General features: G+C 52.8%; 16 protein-coding genes. 4 read left to right on the top strand and 12 right to left on the bottom strand.

What is annotated here, in order from left to right; translation table 11 throughout:
* Window position 1: 1 nt before the first annotated feature.
* From argJ to COHPA_RS0116470, 12 genes are all read right to left on the bottom strand, one after another.
* The gene (argJ, locus tag COHPA_RS0116530) at window positions 2-1,231 is read right to left on the bottom strand and encodes a bifunctional glutamate N-acetyltransferase/amino-acid acetyltransferase ArgJ (protein ID WP_027087275.1); all 1,230 of its coding nucleotides are present in this window, start codon (window positions 1,229-1,231) and stop codon (window positions 2-4) included.
* A gap of 29 nt (window positions 1,232-1,260) precedes the next feature.
* A complete protein-coding gene (gene argC / locus COHPA_RS0116525) occupies window positions 1,261-2,313 on the bottom strand; it encodes an N-acetyl-gamma-glutamyl-phosphate reductase (protein WP_027087274.1) in 1,053 nt (350 codons plus the stop codon).
* A 224-nt stretch (window positions 2,314-2,537) separates the two neighbouring features.
* Entirely contained in the window at window positions 2,538-3,437 is a 900-nt protein-coding gene (locus tag COHPA_RS0116520; protein WP_027087273.1) for a YitT family protein, read from the bottom strand.
* Window positions 3,438-3,561: 124 nt separating this feature from the next.
* Complete coding sequence (locus tag COHPA_RS0116515) at window positions 3,562-5,172, bottom strand: diguanylate cyclase domain-containing protein (protein WP_027087272.1); 1,611 nt, start codon at window positions 5,170-5,172, stop codon at window positions 3,562-3,564.
* Between the two features lie 24 nt (window positions 5,173-5,196).
* Window positions 5,197-7,023, bottom strand: a complete 1,827-nt coding sequence (locus tag COHPA_RS0116510; RefSeq protein ID WP_027087271.1) for a SpoIIE family protein phosphatase — start codon at window positions 7,021-7,023, stop codon at window positions 5,197-5,199.
* Window positions 7,020-7,421, bottom strand: coding sequence for a DUF1987 domain-containing protein (locus COHPA_RS0116505; RefSeq protein WP_027087270.1), 402 nt, complete (start codon window positions 7,419-7,421; stop codon window positions 7,020-7,022). The genes COHPA_RS0116510 and COHPA_RS0116505 overlap by 4 nt, the downstream gene beginning before the upstream one ends.
* Before the next feature lies 1 nt (window position 7,422).
* Window positions 7,423-7,977: a SiaB family protein kinase gene (locus tag COHPA_RS0116500; RefSeq protein WP_027087269.1), complete on the bottom strand. Its 555-nt coding sequence runs from the start codon at window positions 7,975-7,977 to the stop codon at window positions 7,423-7,425.
* Window positions 7,978-8,141: 164 nt separating this feature from the next.
* Window positions 8,142-9,261 (bottom strand): peptide chain release factor 2 gene (gene prfB / locus COHPA_RS0116495; protein ID WP_245590305.1). Its coding sequence is split into 2 segments (ribosomal slippage): window positions 8,142-9,182 and window positions 9,184-9,261, totalling 1,119 coding nucleotides; the frame shifts between segments, so codons are not numbered across the junction.
* 47 nt (window positions 9,262-9,308) lie between these two features.
* Window positions 9,309-11,822, bottom strand: coding sequence for a preprotein translocase subunit SecA (secA, locus tag COHPA_RS0116485; RefSeq protein WP_027087267.1), 2,514 nt, complete (start codon window positions 11,820-11,822; stop codon window positions 9,309-9,311).
* A gap of 160 nt (window positions 11,823-11,982) precedes the next feature.
* The gene (gene hpf / locus COHPA_RS0116480; protein WP_027087266.1) at window positions 11,983-12,546 is read right to left on the bottom strand and encodes a ribosome hibernation-promoting factor, HPF/YfiA family; all 564 of its coding nucleotides are present in this window, start codon (window positions 12,544-12,546) and stop codon (window positions 11,983-11,985) included.
* Window positions 12,547-12,656: 110 nt separating this feature from the next.
* Window positions 12,657-13,718 (bottom strand): glycosyltransferase family 2 protein, encoded by a 1,062-nt coding sequence (locus COHPA_RS0116475; protein WP_027087265.1) that lies wholly within the window; start codon window positions 13,716-13,718, stop codon window positions 12,657-12,659.
* Window positions 13,719-13,865: 147 nt separating this feature from the next.
* Window positions 13,866-14,063 carry a cold shock domain-containing protein gene (locus COHPA_RS0116470; RefSeq protein WP_027087264.1) on the bottom strand — a complete coding sequence of 66 codons (198 nt, stop codon included), beginning with the start codon at window positions 14,061-14,063 and terminating at the stop codon, window positions 13,866-13,868.
* A gap of 357 nt (window positions 14,064-14,420) precedes the next feature.
* Here COHPA_RS0116470 and COHPA_RS0116465 point away from each other — a divergent pair, with 357 nt between their 5' ends.
* Genes COHPA_RS0116465 through COHPA_RS23675 form a run of 4 tightly spaced genes read left to right on the top strand, consistent with a single transcriptional unit; the run spans window position 14,421 to window position 18,026 of the window.
* The gene (locus COHPA_RS0116465; RefSeq protein WP_027087263.1) at window positions 14,421-16,220 is read left to right on the top strand and encodes a sulfatase-like hydrolase/transferase; all 1,800 of its coding nucleotides are present in this window, start codon (window positions 14,421-14,423) and stop codon (window positions 16,218-16,220) included.
* A gap of 12 nt (window positions 16,221-16,232) precedes the next feature.
* Window positions 16,233-16,757 (top strand): adenylyl-sulfate kinase, encoded by a 525-nt coding sequence (gene cysC / locus COHPA_RS0116460; protein WP_027087262.1) that lies wholly within the window; start codon window positions 16,233-16,235, stop codon window positions 16,755-16,757.
* Window positions 16,750-17,301 (top strand): hypothetical protein, encoded by a 552-nt coding sequence (locus COHPA_RS0116455; RefSeq protein WP_027087261.1) that lies wholly within the window; start codon window positions 16,750-16,752, stop codon window positions 17,299-17,301. Before cysC ends, COHPA_RS0116455 begins: the two co-directional genes overlap by 8 nt.
* Window positions 17,298-18,026 carry a formyltransferase family protein gene (locus COHPA_RS23675; protein ID WP_027087260.1) on the top strand — a complete coding sequence of 243 codons (729 nt, stop codon included), beginning with the start codon at window positions 17,298-17,300 and terminating at the stop codon, window positions 18,024-18,026. Before COHPA_RS0116455 ends, COHPA_RS23675 begins: the two co-directional genes overlap by 4 nt.
* Window positions 18,027-18,030 lie beyond the last annotated feature (4 nt).

Below are 18,030 nucleotides of genomic sequence, written 5' to 3'. Positions count from 1 at the left end.
CTTACGAACGATAGGCGGCATTAATGCGCACGTATTCGTACGTCAGATCGCAGCCCCATGCCAAGGCGGACCCGCTGCCCATGTTCAGGTTCACATGGATGTTGATGGTGTCGCCCTTTAAGTATTCCAACGCGATATCTTCATCGAACGCGACCGGGCTCGATTGCTCCAGCACGAGAATATCCCCCAGCCTGATATCCACCGTGTTCACGTTCACGGGCTGGCCCGCGCGGCCTACCGCGGCAATGATGCGGCCCCAGTTCGCGTCCGCGCCGTAAATGGCCGATTTCACGAGGCTCGAGCCGATGATCGTCTTCGCGATCGCCTGTGCGGCTTCATCGCTTACGGCCCCGATCACGCTCGTCTCGATCAGCTTCGTCGCGCCTTCCCCGTCCCGGGCGATCATCTTCGCCAGCTCTTGGCACACGTGGCGCAAGCCCGCGAAAAACGCCGCATAGTCCGGATGGTTGCCCGTCAGCTCGCGGTTGCCCGCCAGCCCGCTCGCCATCGCGACGAGCATGTCGTTCGTGCTCGTGTCGCCGTCGACCGTAATCATATTAAAGCTGAGGTTCGTCACTTCGCTAAGCGCTTGTTGCAGAAGCTCGGAGCCGATAGCGGCGTCCGTCGTCACGAAGCCCAGCATCGTCGCCATGTTCGGGTGGATCATGCCGGAGCCTTTGGCCGCGCCCGCGATCGTAACTTGCCGTCCGTCGATCGTAACCGATACGCAACTGACCTTCTTGACCAAGTCGGTCGTCAGAATCGCTTTGCAGAACTCTTCGGCGCCTTGAACGTCGTCCCGAAGCTGCGAAGGCAGCTTCCCGATGCCCGCGTTCACCTTCTCCATGTTCAGCAGAACGCCGATGACGCCGGTCGAAGCGACGGCCACTTCGTTCTTGTTCACGCCGAGCGCTTCCGCCATGCGCGATTGCATCTCTCTAGCGTCGGCTTCTCCTTGCTCGCCGGTGCATGCGTTGGCGTTGCCGCTGTTGACGAGCATCGCCCGCAGCGTGCGGCCCGCGATCAGACTCTCGCGCGTCACTTGCAGCGGAGCCGCCTGGAACAAGTTCGTCGTATAGACGGCGGCTGCGGCCGCCGGTACTTCGCACACGATCACGCCAAGATCGTTGCGATCCGTCTTCTTCAATCCGCAATGCAAGCCGGCCGCCTTAAAGCCTTTAGGCGTCGTAACGCCGCCGTCCTGCACGATCGTAAACAGCTGTTGTCCCATTATGTTCCGTCTTCCCTCTCGTCCGTGTATTAAGGATATACCGGCGCGAACGCCAATCCCAACGTTTCGTCCCAGCCCATCGTCAGGTTCAGGTTCTGTATCGCCTGACCCGCGGCGCCTTTGACCAGATTGTCGGTCACCGAGATGATGGTGATTCGGCCCGTACGCTCATCTGCGGAGAACCCGATATCGCAATAGTTCGAGCCGTACACTTCCTTCGTCGCCGGAAGTTGGCCCGCCGGACGAACGCGGACGAATTTACGCCCTTCGTAGAATTGCCGATAAAGCTCGACGAATGCCTCGGCGCTCCGCTTCTCCGTCATCGTCGCGTACGTCGTAGCCATAATGCCTCTCGTCATCGGAACGAGATGAGGCGTGAACGTCACGACGACGGGACGGCCCGCCGCCTCGGACAAGACTTGCTCGATTTCCGGCGTATGCTGGTGAGAGTTGACTTTATAGGCTTTGAAGTTCTCGTTGACTTCGGAATAATGATTGCCGAGGCTAAGTCCGCGACCCGCGCCGGATACCCCCGACTTCGCGTCGATAATGATGCTGTTCGGATCGATCCAGCCTGCCTTGACCGCCGGATAAAGGCCGAGCAGCGACGTCGTCGTATAGCAGCCCGGATTCGATACGAAATCCGTCGTCTTCACTTGCTCTCCGTACACTTCGGCCAGCCCGTAGACGGCGCGCTCGACGTCCGCCGCGACGGCAGGCTCGTGTTTATACCACTGGCGGTACGTCTCTCCGTCTTTCAGTCGATAGTCGCCGGAAAGATCGATGACCTTCAGTCCCGCAGCCAGGAATTCCGGCGCGAGCTTCATGCTGACGCCATGCGGCGTAGCGAGGAACACGACGTCCGCTTTCCCGCGGATCAGTTCTACGTCTACGCCGTCCAGCAGATCGGTATGGATCGCCGTCAAATGCGGAAAAGCGTCCGCGAACGACGTTCCCGCGCTGGAAGACGAAACAACCGAAGTGATTGTCACGTAAGGATGAGATTGTAGCAGTCGGATAAGTTCAACGCCGCCGTAGCCGGTAGAGCCGACGATGGCCGCGCGGATATGATTCGTATTCATAGAGATGCCTCCCCGCCTATCAAAGATATTCGTTAGGTCGCCGAGTGTGCCGATCCGGCCGATAACCTTGTCGCGCTCGCAGAAAACCACACTCATTGTACCGAATATAGGACAGGAATGAAAGCGAGTTTTTCAAGGTCTGATGATGAATTATTATACACTCGGAGTATTATTTATACAACATTTATGCATCATTTTTCACAACTTATTTTCACGGACACGCGCTATAGCAGCTTCTCGTCATAGAACCCTTCGCCCAGCACCTCTGCCGCGTTGCTAATAATGACGAACGCATCGGGATCGGCATCGCGCACGAGCAGCTTCAACCGCGTCACTTCGTTCTGACCGACGACGACGAGAAGCACCGGCCGATCCTCCCCCGTATAACCTCCGACGCCCTGCAGCCTCGTAAGACCGCGGTCCAGGTCGTTCAAGATCGCATCGGACACGAGCTGCGGTTGCCTCGAGATGATGAACGCGGCTTTGGAGGTCTGGACGCCGGTCTGCACGAAATCGATCGTCTTGCTCGTTACGAATAGACCGATCAGCGCATACAGCGCGTTTTCCAGAGAGATGAATAATCCCGCCGACGCGATAACCAGTCCGTCCAACACGGCGACCGAAAGCCCGAGCCGAATACCCGTTAACCGATGCAGGATTTGCGCCGCCACGTCGAGTCCTCCCGTCGAGCCCCGGCCGCGAAAGACGAGCCCTAGGCCAAGTCCGACTCCGAGCCCCCCATACACGGCGCCGAGCAGCGGCTCGTGGGTGGGAGGCTCCCAATGGGAAGTGAGCAGGACGAATAACGGCAGCAGCACGGAACCGACCGCCGTCTTCGCGCCGAATTGCCTTCCAAGCACGAGAATGCCCGCGAGGAATAACGGGATGTTGAGCGTCCATTGCGCGTATGCCGGAGGAATATCGAATAGATCGTTGATGATGACCGAAATACCGGACACGCCGCCCGAAGCGATTTTATTAGGTAATAAAAACAGGTTAAAACTAAGCGCGATTAAAAAGGAACCGATAAGAAGAGCCGAATAGCTCAGGATCGTCCGAATCGCCGGCGTCGTCTTGCGGCTGCGGCGGTTGCCCCCGTCTGCGCGGGATATAGGTTGAGCCATGCTTCCTTCTGCGCACCTCCTCGTGTTGTCATGTACAGCTTGTACCCTTGTCGTACAAAATATGAAAGATCTGCCGCGATTGCCAGCAGATCTTTCGCATAAGAGAGCCTATTCTACCGCGTAGCTACTCGGACTTGTCGATCCAACTGACGAACACTTCGACGACGAGCGGGTCGAATTGCGTGCCGCTCTTGTCGATAATCTCGCTAATCGCCTCGTCCTTCGTGAGCGGCCTCCGGTAAGAATGACCGTGCGTCATGACGTCGTACGCGTCCACGAGCGCAAGCAGACGGGACATCTCCGGGATTTGCTCCTGCTGCAGTCCGTAAGGATAGCCTTTGCCGTCCCATCGCTCGTGCATGGACAAGATCGCCTCCGCCAACGCCGGTTCGCCGAGCGAGAAGGCCAGCCGATAACCGATCTCGCTGTGCGTCCGCATGATCTCCCATTGCTGCGGCGTCATGTTCTTATCGTGCTGGAACACTTCGTGCGGAATGGCCATCTTGCCGACGTCATGAAGCTTGATGAGCAGGAGCAGCAGGTTCATCTGCGCCGAGTTGCGGGCGACGCCGAGCCGTTCCGCCAGCTCCACCGCCATCGTCGTTAAACGCCCGATGTGCGCGGGGTCCTCGACGCCCTGCGAGTACATCGTCTCCGAGATGTCCTCGATCAGCTTGCGACGAACGCTGCGGCTCTCGACCAGCTTCTTCTTATACATCTCTTTCTCCGCTTGCCGGAACAATTGCTCGTAATCCTGCGCAGCGGTTGCGGCCGTCGCGGTGCCGACCGCCATGCTAATCTTGATCGGATCGGGCTCCGTGGCGTCGCATGCTGCGCCGAGCGCTCTCACTTTCTCGGCGCAGCTCTTGGCGTCGGTCCCCGGCAGCAGGACGAGAAACTCGTCTCCGCCCCATCTCGCGCACACCGCCCCGTTGCCGAACGCTTCGCGCAACAGCGCCGCGCTGCGAATGAGCAGCTCGTCCCCGCGAAAATGGCCGAACACGTCGTTCACGAGCTTCAGCCCGTTCATATCCGTCATCACCAAGCTGAGAGGCGCGTCGATCGGTTGGAGGCGGTCTTTCACTAACCGTTCGATGAAATTCCGGTTGTACAAGCCCGTCAGCATATCGTGGGTGCTGTAATACTCGAGCCGTTCTCGGGATTGCCGCTGCTCCGTCATGTCCGTCAGTATGATCATGATCCGCGCGTCGTCGCCGCTGCGTCTTACGAATCTTTTATATTCGATGCGCACGAGCAATCCGTTCTTCTCGAACGTTCCCGGAAGCCTTGCCGCGAGCGCATCGGCATCGGCCGTCTCGTCGAGCATCAGGGTGAGCACATTCTCCGCGTCCATTCGCTGCACCGGGTCGTCCGGCCACAACAGCTCTCCGATCTTCTGTCCGGATATTTTGCGGCCTAGAATCCGTTTGCATTCCGCGCTGGATTGCTTCTGTACCTTCAAGGAGCGATCGATCGTCAAGAACCCCTGGCTCGCGTTGTCGAGCATCGATTTCAGCTCGGTTTCCATGCGCATGAGCGCAAGGCTTTGCGAGTCGCTGATGTTCCATATTTTATTCGTCTCGAGCAGGAACTTCTCGTAACGGCTCAATAGCGCCGCATAGGTGGCTTTGCGAGCATCGCCCATTTGATCGTCTGCTTCGAGCTCTTGGCGAACGGCTCCTATCAATTGCCGCTCTTCGGCGAACATCTCGAGCTCCCTTCTCCGCGTTCCCATGCGTCACCGCCTCTTAGTTTGTCGTTATACGTTAGGTTTGAATGCGAGCAGCGTCATGTCGTCCCTCTGGGACTCTTCTTGCATATAGGCGGACAGCGTAAGTTCGAACTGCTCCCGTTGCACGGCGAGCGGGGCCGTACGTTGCCGTGCCAGCCAATCCAGCAATCGCGTCCGGCCGAGCGATGCGGTGCTGCCCGCGCCGTTCTGATCCACGATGCCGTCCGTTATGAGATAAAATACCCGTCCGGCATCCGCTTCGAAAACATGATCGGTATACGCGATATCGACCGGCGTGCGACGGTAGCCGATTTTGCGCTTGTCGCCTTTAATGCTATGCATGCCGCTCTCGTCGCCGACCGCCAGCGTGACTCCCGTGCCGGCGTATACGGCGCGATCGTCCATGATGAACATCAAGCCAAGATCCAGGCCGTCATCCGATAATCCGTCTTGTTCCATCTGATGCAGCGTTTCCTTGAGCAGCACGTTCAGCTTGCCCAGCACCGCGGCCGGTGAATCGTGCTCCCCCGAATCGGCGATCCTGTCCAGCAGCGAGACGCTCAGCATCGTCATGAGCGCGCCGGGCACGCCATGCCCGGTACAGTCGCCTACCGCCACCCACTGAACGTCGCCGACTTTCCTCAGCCAATAGAAATCGCCGCCCACGACGTCCCGAGGCTTCCATACCGCGAAATATTCGCTGAAGCTGCTCTCCAGCCTCTCATCCGCAGGAAGCACGGACTGCTGAATCCGATTCGCGTATAGGATGCTGTCGGTCATCTCTTTGTTGCGTTCCGCCAGTTCCTTCGTCCTCGCCCGTACTTTGCTCTCCAACTCCTCGTTCAAGCTGATGGCGCGCTTATACGGATCGGCGAGCTTGCGAGAGATGTAGATGAAGAAGAAGACGATCAGAACGATGGAGACGATGACGGCGATCGCGGTATTCAGCTTAATCGAATCGAGGAATCCGACCGTCTCGTTGCGGGGAATCTGGGCGATCACCCGCATCTCCGCCGAACGGAGCGGATAACTGATCATATCGACGCGCCGGCCTTCGTTATTGTCGGTTTCCAGAATGAGCCGCTCGCCCGGCATCGCGTCCTGCAGCCTAGAAACCGTCTTTTCCGGCAAATAGTCCCCGATCTTCGCCCCCGTCTGGGCGAACGTATCGGACAGATGAATCGTGCCGTCCGAGCCGACCATCCACACGTGGCTTTGTTGGCCGTATTTATAGGCCACGAACTCCTCGGACAACGCCTTGAGGCTCATGCCGACGCCGGCTACCCCAAGAGGATCGTTCGGATCGCCGATCAGCACGTTGACGAACACGAATGTATCCTGACGGCTTTTGTTCGAATCTACGACGACTGCCGTACGTTTGCCCGAAGCAAGCGTATCGAAAAACCACTGATCGTCCGGATCGTCTTGGTTGACGCGTTCGAGCACTTCGCCGTTTTCCGCCCAGTATTGGTTGGTCACCGCACTGACGACGAACGAGTTTGTATAATCGAACGAATGCTGCAAATTGACGAGTTGCATCCTGACGATATCGCCGAGCTTCTCGTCCTTCTCTCCGCCGCTAAGCCACTCGGTGACGGACGGATCCATCGCGAGCCCGAGAGACGTCTCGACGGCGCGGTCGATTCTGGCTTCGACTTGGCTGCCGATCGATTTCGCGGTGCGGACGAGATCGTTCGTCTTCAGCTTGTTCATCACTTCATTCTGCGTGATCCGGAACGAGAGAATGCCGGTAATGCTCGTCGCGAACACGAGAAGCACGCCCGCCAATACGATTACCCGGAATACGCTTCTGTCGTACTTCAGCCGCCCTTGCGGTTCGCCGGTACGATTCATTGTTCCGCCGTCTTCGGGATAATCTGGAACGGAAGCGTTAAGTCTTCCTTGAACTCCTCCGCGCACTCCAACTCGCTCTCGTTATCTTCGTCGTATAGCCAGCGAACCGCAACCCGCAAGCCGTCTTCATAGGCAGCCTGCAGCTTATCCAGCAACATCAACAGACATTTCGTGCTCGTCGTGTTGATGTAAGGCAGCTGCAGCTCCACGGAAACTTCAATTCCCGGGGCAAGTTGCTCGAAATAATCGTCGATCCATTGCAAGAGCGGCTGATAGAAGGCAAAGGCGTTCTCCGGATACGATTGGCCGTCGATCGACAGTCGGTTCGCCGCAGGATCGAATCGAATCTCGGGCGTGCTCCTCGTTGCCTCCAGGTTGATCGCTTGTATCGTTCCCATCCTATACAACCGCCTTTAACGTGAAAAATGATAGGCTTTCGTCCAGCGGAGTCACCGTGTATTCGAGCGGGAGCGTCGCTTTGCGCGCCATGTCGATGAGACCGACCCCCGCGCCGGCTTCCGCCGGGTTCTCGGACAAGCCTTGCCTAAGCCGTTCTTTATAAAGCTTCTTCAGTTCGTCTTTGTTTAATTGAAGGATTGCGTCGATGCGAGACGTCAGCTCCGGGATGTCCGCGTTCTCGACCAGGTTGCCCGAGCATATAAAGTTGCCTTTATCGTTCATGCCGATCGAGACGACGCTCGATTGAGCGATTCGATCTTTAGCGGCGCCTTCTCGCCGATTGGCGCAATAGTTCTTAATATTCTGGGTTTGCTCGATGTAGATGGAGAACGTATGGATGATTTCTTTGGTGGATTGATGTTCGTTCTCCAAATACGTCTTAACGGCCTCGCCGTATTCCTCGATCAGCTGTTGCGACAGCCGTCCGGAAAAGGTGATCAATATGCCGTTCTTGCGAAGCAGAGATTGAACTTCCAACAAGTGATTATCGTTCATCGTCCGTACTTCCTCTCCGGGTATACGATATCCCATGGAATGGAAACGCCATTAGGACCCATTATAACATAATACGCCGACGCTTTTGACAGGCTGCGACACATCCCGAGTGAATAAAAAAAGCAGGGGACCCGCGCGGGGCTCCCTGCTTATCGTTATATGGATTAAGCATCCGACTGTCTGATCTGACTGCGCAAATATCCATCGATGAATGCGTCCAGATCTCCGTCCATGACCGCGCCGATATTGCCGGTCTCGACCTGCGTGCGGTGATCCTTCACCATGCTGTACGGGTGGAACACGTAGGAACGGATTTGGCTGCCCCACGCGATGTCTAGCTGCTCGCCGCGCACGGCGGCCAGCTCTTTCTGCTGCTCTTGGATCTTCAGCTCGTAGAGCTTCGATTGGAGCATCTTCATCGCTTTCTCGCGGTTCTGAATCTGCGAGCGCTGCGTCTGGGACGCGACGACGATTCCCGTCGGGAGGTGCGTCAGCCGAACGGCGGAGTCCGTCTTGTTAATGTGCTGTCCGCCCGCGCCGCTGGAGCGGTACGTGTCGACGCGCAAATCTTCTGGACGGATCTCGATATGAATGTCCTCGTTGATCTCCGGTACGACGTCGCAAGATACGAACGACGTATGGCGGCGCCCCGAAGCGTCGAACGGAGAGATGCGCACGAGTCGATGCACGCCTTTCTCCGCTTTCAAATATCCGTAGGCGTTATGGCCTCTAATCTGAATCGTAACGCTCTTGATCCCGGCTTCGTCGCCGGGCAAGTAGTCGATCAGTTCGACTTTGAAACCGCGCTTCTCCGCCCAACGGGTATACATCCGGTACAGCATGGACGCCCAGTCCTGGGACTCGGTGCCGCCTGCGCCCGGGTGAAGCTCGAGAATCGCGTCCAGCTTGTCGTACGGCTGGTTGAGGAGGAGCGTCAGCTCGAACGAGTCGATCTTGGTCGTGAGCGCGGCGACGCTGCCCGCCCACTCGACCGCCATGTCTTCGTCCATCTCTTCCGTCAGCATATCGAGCATCTCGGACAAATCCCGCGCTTCCCGCTCCAAGCTCTCGTACTGCTCGACGACGGACTTGATCGCGTTAAGCTCGCCGATGATCGACTGCGCCTTGTCGTTGTCGTCCCAGAAATTCGGTTCGGCCATCTTGACTTCGTAGTTCTCGATCTGCTCCCGCTTCAGATCTAAGTCAAAGAGACCCCCTAAGTTGCTGAAGTCGCTTCGCGTTCTCGCGAAGATCTTGCTTATCCTTCACATCGATTTCGTACATCGCAATATCACCTCATGAAGTCTAGAACGCCTTGCGGCGCTGTTCCGTTAGTTTATGCGGCCGTGGCACATTTTGTATTTCTTGCCGCTTCCGCATGGGCACGGATCGTTGCGTCCGATCTGCGCTTCGTCTCTCTTGACCGGTCTCTTCGGCCCTTCTTCGGCTTTCGGATCGACCGCTTGGCCTTCCGCGACCGCTTCGCGCTGCGGTTTCTTCTCGACTTGCGCCTTCATGATGTAGAGCGTAACCTCTTCTTCGATCCGCTCGATCATGCCGAGGAACATGTTGTGTCCTTCGAATTGATATTCGCGCAGCGGATCGTTGCCGCCGTAAGCACGGAGATGGATGCCTTGACGCAAGTGATCCATCGCGTCGATGTGGTCCATCCACTTGCTGTCCACGGCGCGCAGCACGACGACCTTCTCGAATTCGCGCATCGTCTCGGCGCCGATCGTCTCTTCGCGTTCGTTGTAGAGATTCTCCACGAGTCCCATGAGATTCTCGACGAGCTCTTCCTTCTCCTTGCCCCATAGATCGTCTTTGGTCAGACGGCCCTCTGGCAGGTAGTGGGTATGAGCATAAGAGACCAAGCCTTCCAAATCCCAATCCTCAGGAACGTCGTTGTCCGAACAATGGTTATCCACGGAACGGTTGACTACGGAACGAACCATCGGTTCGACGATATCGCGGATGTTCTCGGCATGGAGAATTTCGCGGCGATCTCCGTAAATTTTCTCCCGTTGCAGGTTGATCACGTCATCGTATTGCAGAACGATCCGACGGGCATCGAAGTTGCTGCCTTCGACCCGCTTCTGGGCGGACTCGACCGCGCGCGTGATGAGACGGCTCTCGATCGGAGAATCCTCGTCGAAGCCAAGGCGCTCCATCATTCCCATGATATTGTCCGCGCCGAACCGGCGCATCAATTCGTCTTGCATCGACAGATAGAACTGCGAAGAACCCGGGTCGCCCTGACGGCCCGCGCGACCGCGAAGCTGGTTATCGATCCGCCGCGATTCATGGCGCTCCGTGCCCATGATGTGCAAACCGCCCAAATCCGCTACGCCTTCTCCGAGGATGATGTCGGTACCGCGTCCCGCCATGTTCGTGGCGATCGTTACGGTCCCGCGTTGTCCCGCTTGCGAGATGATCGCGGCTTCTTCCGCATGGTACTTGGCGTTCAGCACTTGGTGCTTGACGCCTTTCTTCTTCAGCATTTCCGAGATGCGCTCGGAGTTCTCGATCGACACCGTACCGACGAGAACCGGTTGTCCCGTCGCATGGCGTCTCACGATCTCTTCGACGACCCATTTGTACTTGCCGTTCTCGGATTTATAGACGATGTCCGGCAAGTCCAGACGGATATTCGGACGGTTCGTCGGCACTTGAATAACGTCAAGCCCGTAAATCCGCTTGAATTCTTCTTCCTCGGTTTTCGCCGTACCGGTCATGCCGGCCAGCTTGCGGTACATCCGGAAGTAGTTCTGGAACGTTATCGTAGCGAGCGTCATGCTCTCGTTCTGGACTTTGAGCTGCTCCTTCGCTTCGATCGCTTGGTGAAGACCGTCGCTATACCGTCTGCCAGCCATAAGACGGCCGGTAAATTCGTCGACGATAACGACTTCTTCCTCTTGCACGACGTAATCGACGTCGCGCTTCATGATATTGCGGGCGCGAAGCGCTTGGTTAACGTGGTGGTTCAAAGTTACGTGCTCGTGAGCGTACAGGTTGTCGATGTTAAACGCGCGCTCGACCTTCGTTACGCCTTGTTCGGTCAAGGCTACGCTGCGCATCTTAATATCGACGGTGAAATCTTCGTCCGGTGTCAATTTGCTGACCAGACGATCCGCGGCATAGTACAGCTCCGTCGACTTCTGCGCTTGACCCGAGATGATAAGCGGCGTACGCGCTTCGTCGACGAGAATGGAGTCGACTTCGTCGATGATCGCGTAATGGAGCGGACGTTGTACCATCTGCTCCTTGTAGAGCACCATATTATCGCGCAGGTAATCGAACCCGAACTCGTTGTTCGTGCCGTACGTAATATCGCAAGCATACGCCTGCTGCTTCTCTTCGTGGGACAGCCCATGAAGGTTGCAACCGACGGTCATGCCCAGGAATGTATAGACTTGTCCCATTTCCGCACTATCGCGCTGCGCGAGATAGTCGTTGACCGTTACGACGTGAACGCCTTTGCCTTCGAGCGCGTTCAGGTAGACGGCCAGCGTACCGACCAGCGTCTTGCCTTCGCCGGTTCTCATCTCGGCGATTTTGCCGCTGTGCAACACCATGCCGCCGACCAGTTGAACGTCGTAATGGCGTTTGTTCAGCGTGCGTTGGCCCGCTTCGCGTACGACCGCGAAAGCTTCCGGCAAGATGTCGTCGAGCGTCTCGCCTTTCTCTAAGCGTGCGCGGAACTCATCCGTCTTGGCGCGCAAGCCCTCGTCGCTAAGGGCGGAAACCGTCGATTCCAGTGCGTTGACCTGGTCCACGATTTTAAGCAGCCGCTTCACTTCGCGTTCGTTGGCGTCGCCGAATATTTTTTTGACTAATCCGAGCATATGGGAAATACCCCTCTCTCCTGCGGGTAATACAACATCTTCTCATTTTAACAGTTTGGCGAAAATGGAGCAAGGAAAGGGCGGTTAAAGGGGCTATTTCCCTTCTTATAGCGAAAACCCGATCGCCTTCTCGGCGACCGGGTTGAATAGATGCGTTATGTTATTCGGCTTCGATCAAGCCGTACTTACCGTCATGGCGACGGTACACGACGCTGATCTCCTTCGTCACATCGTTGGTGAATACGAAGAAGTTATGGCCCACCAGGTCCATCTGAAGAATCGCTTCTTCGACGTTCATCGGCTTCATATTGAACTTCTTCGTCCGCACGAGCTCCAGATCGTCTTCTTCGTCGCGATCAAGCGTAGACACAGTGCTCTGTCCGCCGCCGAAATCTTCCTTGAAGAGCGCTCTGGCCGAGTCCGGATGCCGGAAGTTGCGATTGATCTTCGTCTTATGCTTGCGGATCTGACGTTCGAGTTTGTCCACTACGTAGTCAATCGAAGCATACATGTCCTCGCGTTTCTCTTCCGCGCGGAGGTAGAATCCCGGCAGCGGAATCGTAACCTCGACGGCCTGCTGGCCCTTCGTTACGCTTAGGGTTACGTTAACATCAGATTGGGGAGGGGCTTCAAAGTACCGTTCCAGCCTACTTAGCTTCTTCTCGACATAATCACGAAGAGCATCGGTAACTTCCATACGCTGACCACGAATGTTGTATTTCATGCGGCAGGCCTCCTTTGCTGATTACAGCTCTATCATAACATATTCGGAGGAGCCCATTCAAAACATTCCGCAAATAAATTTGAATTTTTAGAAAACTTTTAGACGAGCCATTAGGACGTGTATTTTTGCAGTCTTTCTTTCGCAGGCTCGTAGCCGTAGGAGTCCGACAACGCATAGTACTCCTTAGCATTGGCATCGTTCCCGATCGACTCGTAGAACACGGCAAGATTATAGGCGGCTAGATAGGTAGAAGCGCCGATAACGATCTCTTTCGCTCCCGCTCGGCCAAGCTCCAAACATTTCAGATAGCTGTTCTCGATATTGCCGACGACCGAGAAATCTTGCGCGTCGATGGCGTATTCCAGCAGGAACTGCGCGACGGAGAAGGCGAAGTCGGGGGATTTATCCAGCCACTCGACTTCGTTGCTTGCGAGCTCGAGCGCCGCTTCGTATTGTTTGTTAACCGTAAGCACTTCGAGTAATTCGATGATCGTCTCTAAAGCGAAAGGAGGATTGGAGCCTTGCAATAACCCATAGGCCTTCTCCGTATAATGCTGCGCAAGGTTATATTCGTCCGCTCCGCGGTATTGTTTGCCGAGTTGGAAATTCAAATAAGCGTCATCGGGTTCTTCTTCTAAAGCTTTCAGCAGTAACGGGATGTTGCGAGTTCCCTTGTCCGTCTGAAAATAACCGTCGTGCATCAATTTCAATCCGGTTACGACCGTAGGCATCAGCGGCGTCAATTGTTCATGAATGCGTCCTTCGAATCTCGCGCCGCGAGGAAACAGCCGAGCCATATAATCGGTAGAGTGGAGCGTCTGGCCATTCTGCTCGTATTTTGAAATGATTTCGATTAGGCCGGCGCGTTTCGCATTCGAATTCGTGAATTGCTTAATCGATTCGGAGAAATCCTCTTGGAAATACTGATCGGCATCGAGTACGAGCACCCAGTCTCCGGTTACATGCTCTAACGAATAGTTGCGGGCAGCGGCGAAGTCGTCGATCCATTCGAAGCGATATAATTTCGCATCGTATTGCTCTGCGATCTCTACGGTACGATCCGTCGAGCCCGTATCCACGACGATGATCTCATCTACCATATGCGCGGCGCTTTTGAGGCATCTGTCCAAGTATTTCTCTTCGTTCTTGACGATCATTGCTAACGAGATCATAATTGCGTTCCCCTTTGCTCGCATGTGAGTCTATCCTCTAGAATACAACAAAACCCCGGAGAATGTCTCCGAGGTTGAGTGACTGGCAATGGAAGTTACCTATTAGACGCTTACATTATTTATATGCGGCGTCTTCGCGCCGGTCAATTATACTTTGGTAACGTTAGCAGCTTGAGGACCGCGAGCGCCTTGAACGATGTCGAACTCTACGCTTTGGCCTTCTTCAAGAGCCTTGTAACCGTCCATTTGAATAGCGGAGAAGTGAACGAATACATCGCCGCCTTGCTCTGTTTCGATGAAGCCATAACCCTTCTCTGCGTTAAACCATTTAACTTTTCCTTGCATCTACTAAACATTCCCTTCATCTTCAAATGACGTTAGACATAGGCTATGCGGCCTGTTCCACAATCCGAATATAACATCAGGGAAAGTTTGGTGTCAATGATTTTTTGTAAGCGGTGTCATCGTTGGCGTTTTGGTGTATTTAGTTTTTTCTGAAGTCGTTTGAACGGGGGAAAGTACACCTAGACAATGCCCCCCTCCCGTAAAGTAGGATGTTGCTATGAATTACTGTCAACGAGTGTGAAAGTGTTCGATCTCGATTAGTGTTAATTTAGGATATGGAAGAAATTTTGCTCTCGTTTTGGCAAGAGAATTTACCGATATATATATTCAAAGATGCTAACGAGAGGAAAGTTGATATTGGTTCAAGATGAAATGTTACAGAATCCCCAACCTTTCTCCTTACAGGAACAATTCGATCAAATCCGAACTAAGTATGAATTATTTACCGATGTACCATCTTTCATGAGATGGCATATTAGAACGACGGGGAGCCGTATCCAATCAACCGATAAGGTAGCGATTTGGGGTGCCGGAGTACATACCGTTAATCTTGTGGAGTTTCTTGGTGGTAAAGTTCCGATATCCTTCATCGTAGATTCAGACTCTTCAAAGCATGGAACGGAATTAATGAGCATTCCCGTAAAACAACCGGAAGCCATAGACAGCGAAAATATAACCACGGTCATTGTATCAACAATACGTCATCGAGACGAAATAAAAGCGACATTAAAGTCACAGTACCCAATGGTAAAAATCGTTGATTTTTATGACATCTATACTGGAATCATATCGAGTGGCGAAGTGATTCCATTCTATTCGGAAGAAATCTATATTCCCTGTTTAGACATTCATCTGCTTCGTGCTCGGATTGAACTCGAAGAAGATGACGGAATTGTGGAAACTTTATACAGAATGCTTTTATCCTATTTACTAGACATCAAAGAATTGGATCAGTTTGCAACTTTCTCCCACCGTTATATCGAAAAAGGATTCTCGGATGCAAACCGTGTCGCTCAATTAAACAATGAGATAGAGCAATTGTTGATAAATGCGAATGAAGCGATCCGTCAACGCGCAACTAAAGACATCGTCTTATTGGTTTTTGATGGGATGCGGCAGCGGGATTTAGCAATGTGCCCTTCTCTGTATGAACTGGCAACCCGATCTATTTCCTTTCGCAGTGCATATAGTCCTTCAACTTATACCAAGAGAAGTTACCTGGGAATGTTCAATGGACAGGATCTGGCGAGAGATGAGTTTTTCACCGGACACGTTGACGGTTCGAAATCTTCCATATTTCAGTGGTTGGAAAAAAGGGATTACCTGCTTTTTCAATATGCTGCTCCCGTCTTTGAAAACGTTAGACGCTTAAATCATTTGAAGTTGGGGAAACAATCCGTTATTTCTATCAGTTGGTGGAATGTGATGTGTCATCTACACGACTCTGACGCTCCTCAATTTCATCTTATCCATGTAATGGAAACGCATTTCCCCTTTATTTGCGCACAACACAAAGGGACGATAAATACCAGGTACACTCCAGTGGATTACTTGAAGGGCAATGGCGAGCTGCATCGAGAAAGCCTCTCCCAGTATAAAGAAGTCTTATCTTTCATAGATGGAAAAATCAAAGATATTCGCTCCAAGCTTCCAGACAATTCAATGGTAATCGTGTGTAGCGATCACGGGAGCGCGATTGGCGGAGACGAACCCACAGGTCATCTGATGAAATGCAAGGATGAATATATTCATGTTCCATTTATCGTTAACCACAAAGATTTAATTCCAGAGACCCATGATGAACTATTAAGCATGACTGAGTTTGATTCAATGTTGACTAGTTTATTGGAAAGCGGCAAAGTAGACGATTCCCTATTCACAGCGGAAGTAATTACCGAAAGAGATACGATTTATAATACGGGTTGGCTCCTTTATCCGGTTGTCGTAAAGAACTTGGGTGTGTGGATAAACGCATTCAAAATGGTCCGAAACCATACTCACAAATACGTCCTGTTCGAGAACAGCGATGAACTGTTGTTTCAATTGCCCGATGAAACGACTAATCTTGTTTGTGATCCTCAACATCAGCATATTCTGCAGGATTTACGCAGCAAAATAACAGCCGATTTTAGCTATTTAAAACCAAGAAAAAAATAAGAGGTGGCCCCATTGAGTAGAGCATTTACGATGTTGTTGACAGGACTTAGCGGTGCTGGGAAAAGTACTACGGCTCAAGCCGTTGCAGAGCAGTTGAACATGAATGGCCATCGGGTCGAAGTTCTGGACGGAGATGTCGTCCGGGATGAAATCGGTCATCTTTTCGGTTATTCGAGGGAAGAACGGCTGAAGGTAAGCAAAATTCTTCGATTCACTGCAAAAATGCTCAATCGGAATGGCGTTTCCGTTGTAATCGCCGCCATATCTCCTTATCAGGAAATGCGCAACAATTATCGTCAAGAAATAGAGGATTACGTAGAAGTATACGTCGAATGCTCCCTTGAGGTATGTATTGATAGAGATACCAAAGGACTGTATAAGAAAGCTTTACGCGGAGAAATGAAGCACGTTATCGGCGTGGATGAAATATTCGAAGTCCCCTCTTCTCCGGATGTGGTATTACATACTTCGAAAAATACCCCAGATGAATGCATGGAACAATTATGGCAGTGGTTGAGGAACAAAAAATATGTATGAGCACCTTTATCCTTACGTTACGGAAGATAATCGGGAAAACAAACAATTTTATATGTACTCGACGTTCCATGGTTTCCCTTTTATCCAGGCATATAAGGAATCTCGTGATCTAGCGTTCAGACGCTTCCAAGACAAAGTAGAGGCTTCCTCTACAGATGAGCCCAATGTCGCTCTCGTCAATCCATTTCTCTTCGAAATCGGATATGATGTTACTAACGACAATTCAGACGTGTTGGACAAATGGATCCACAGCTTTGAAATCCGCAAACGAGTGTACAGCGCGTACGACATCGACTATAGACCCTTGGATACAAGCGATTATAAAGACTCCGGCCCATATGTTAGGTTAGCATCTGCCATAGCATTGAAGTTACATGATGGTGGAGGATTAAAATACCTAAACACGTTGTTAAAACTAGTCGACACGATCCTCTCATTCGAGGCCGAGCTTTCGAATAGAGAAATCGAAATCATGTTGATCGTTCTCGCTATTGAGAAGCAAACCGTTATGCAACTCCAAACCGCAAAGGGATTAGGCGTATGAAGATACTAAACGATTTTATATTGCTTGGAGCGAATACCGCTAGAACGAAAGCTTACTTGCAACTAATGGCGCGAAACGGTCTCATTCCTTCATATGCGTTAATCATGAGCCCTTCTCCCGAAAGTTTGCGCCAAGAGTTTATCTCCTACGAAACCCGTTGTGAATCACTTAACCAAAAGTCGATCGAATACTTTCAGCTTGAAGAGCCGGTCTTATTTACTTTGAATGAATACGGGATACCGTATACTCTCATTGAAACCGATTCCGTCAATTCGGAAGAATCGAAGAAGGCATTAGCTGAAGCTCCATCTCCATATATCGTTTATTCCGGTTTCGGTGGACAAATATTGAAGAAGCCTGTTCTTGAACTCGGCAAACGTTTCCTTCATATTCATCCAGGAGTCGTACCTGAATACCGAGGCAGTACAACGGTATATTATAGTCTGCTTAATGAGGGTCGTATCGGAGCCTCCGCCATTTTTTTGGAAGAAAAAATCGATTGCGGACCTGTGCTTAAAACCAAATGGTTTGAACTAAAGCACCCTTTGCCTAATTTAGACTATATACTTGATCCGTTCATTCGTGCTTCATTACTTGTAGAGGTTTTGAAGGAATTTGTAGACACTGGCCATTTTGAGTTTAGTACGCAAAGTGCCACCGCAGGAGAAACTTTCTACATCATTCATCCCCTCCTGAAACATTTCGCAATATTATCGACGCAATGAGATA

The organism is Cohnella panacarvi Gsoil 349 (assembly GCF_000515335.1).
Lineage (GTDB): Bacteria > Bacillota > Bacilli > Paenibacillales > Paenibacillaceae > Cohnella > Cohnella panacarvi.
This window is presented reverse-complemented; position numbering and strand designations above follow the sequence as displayed.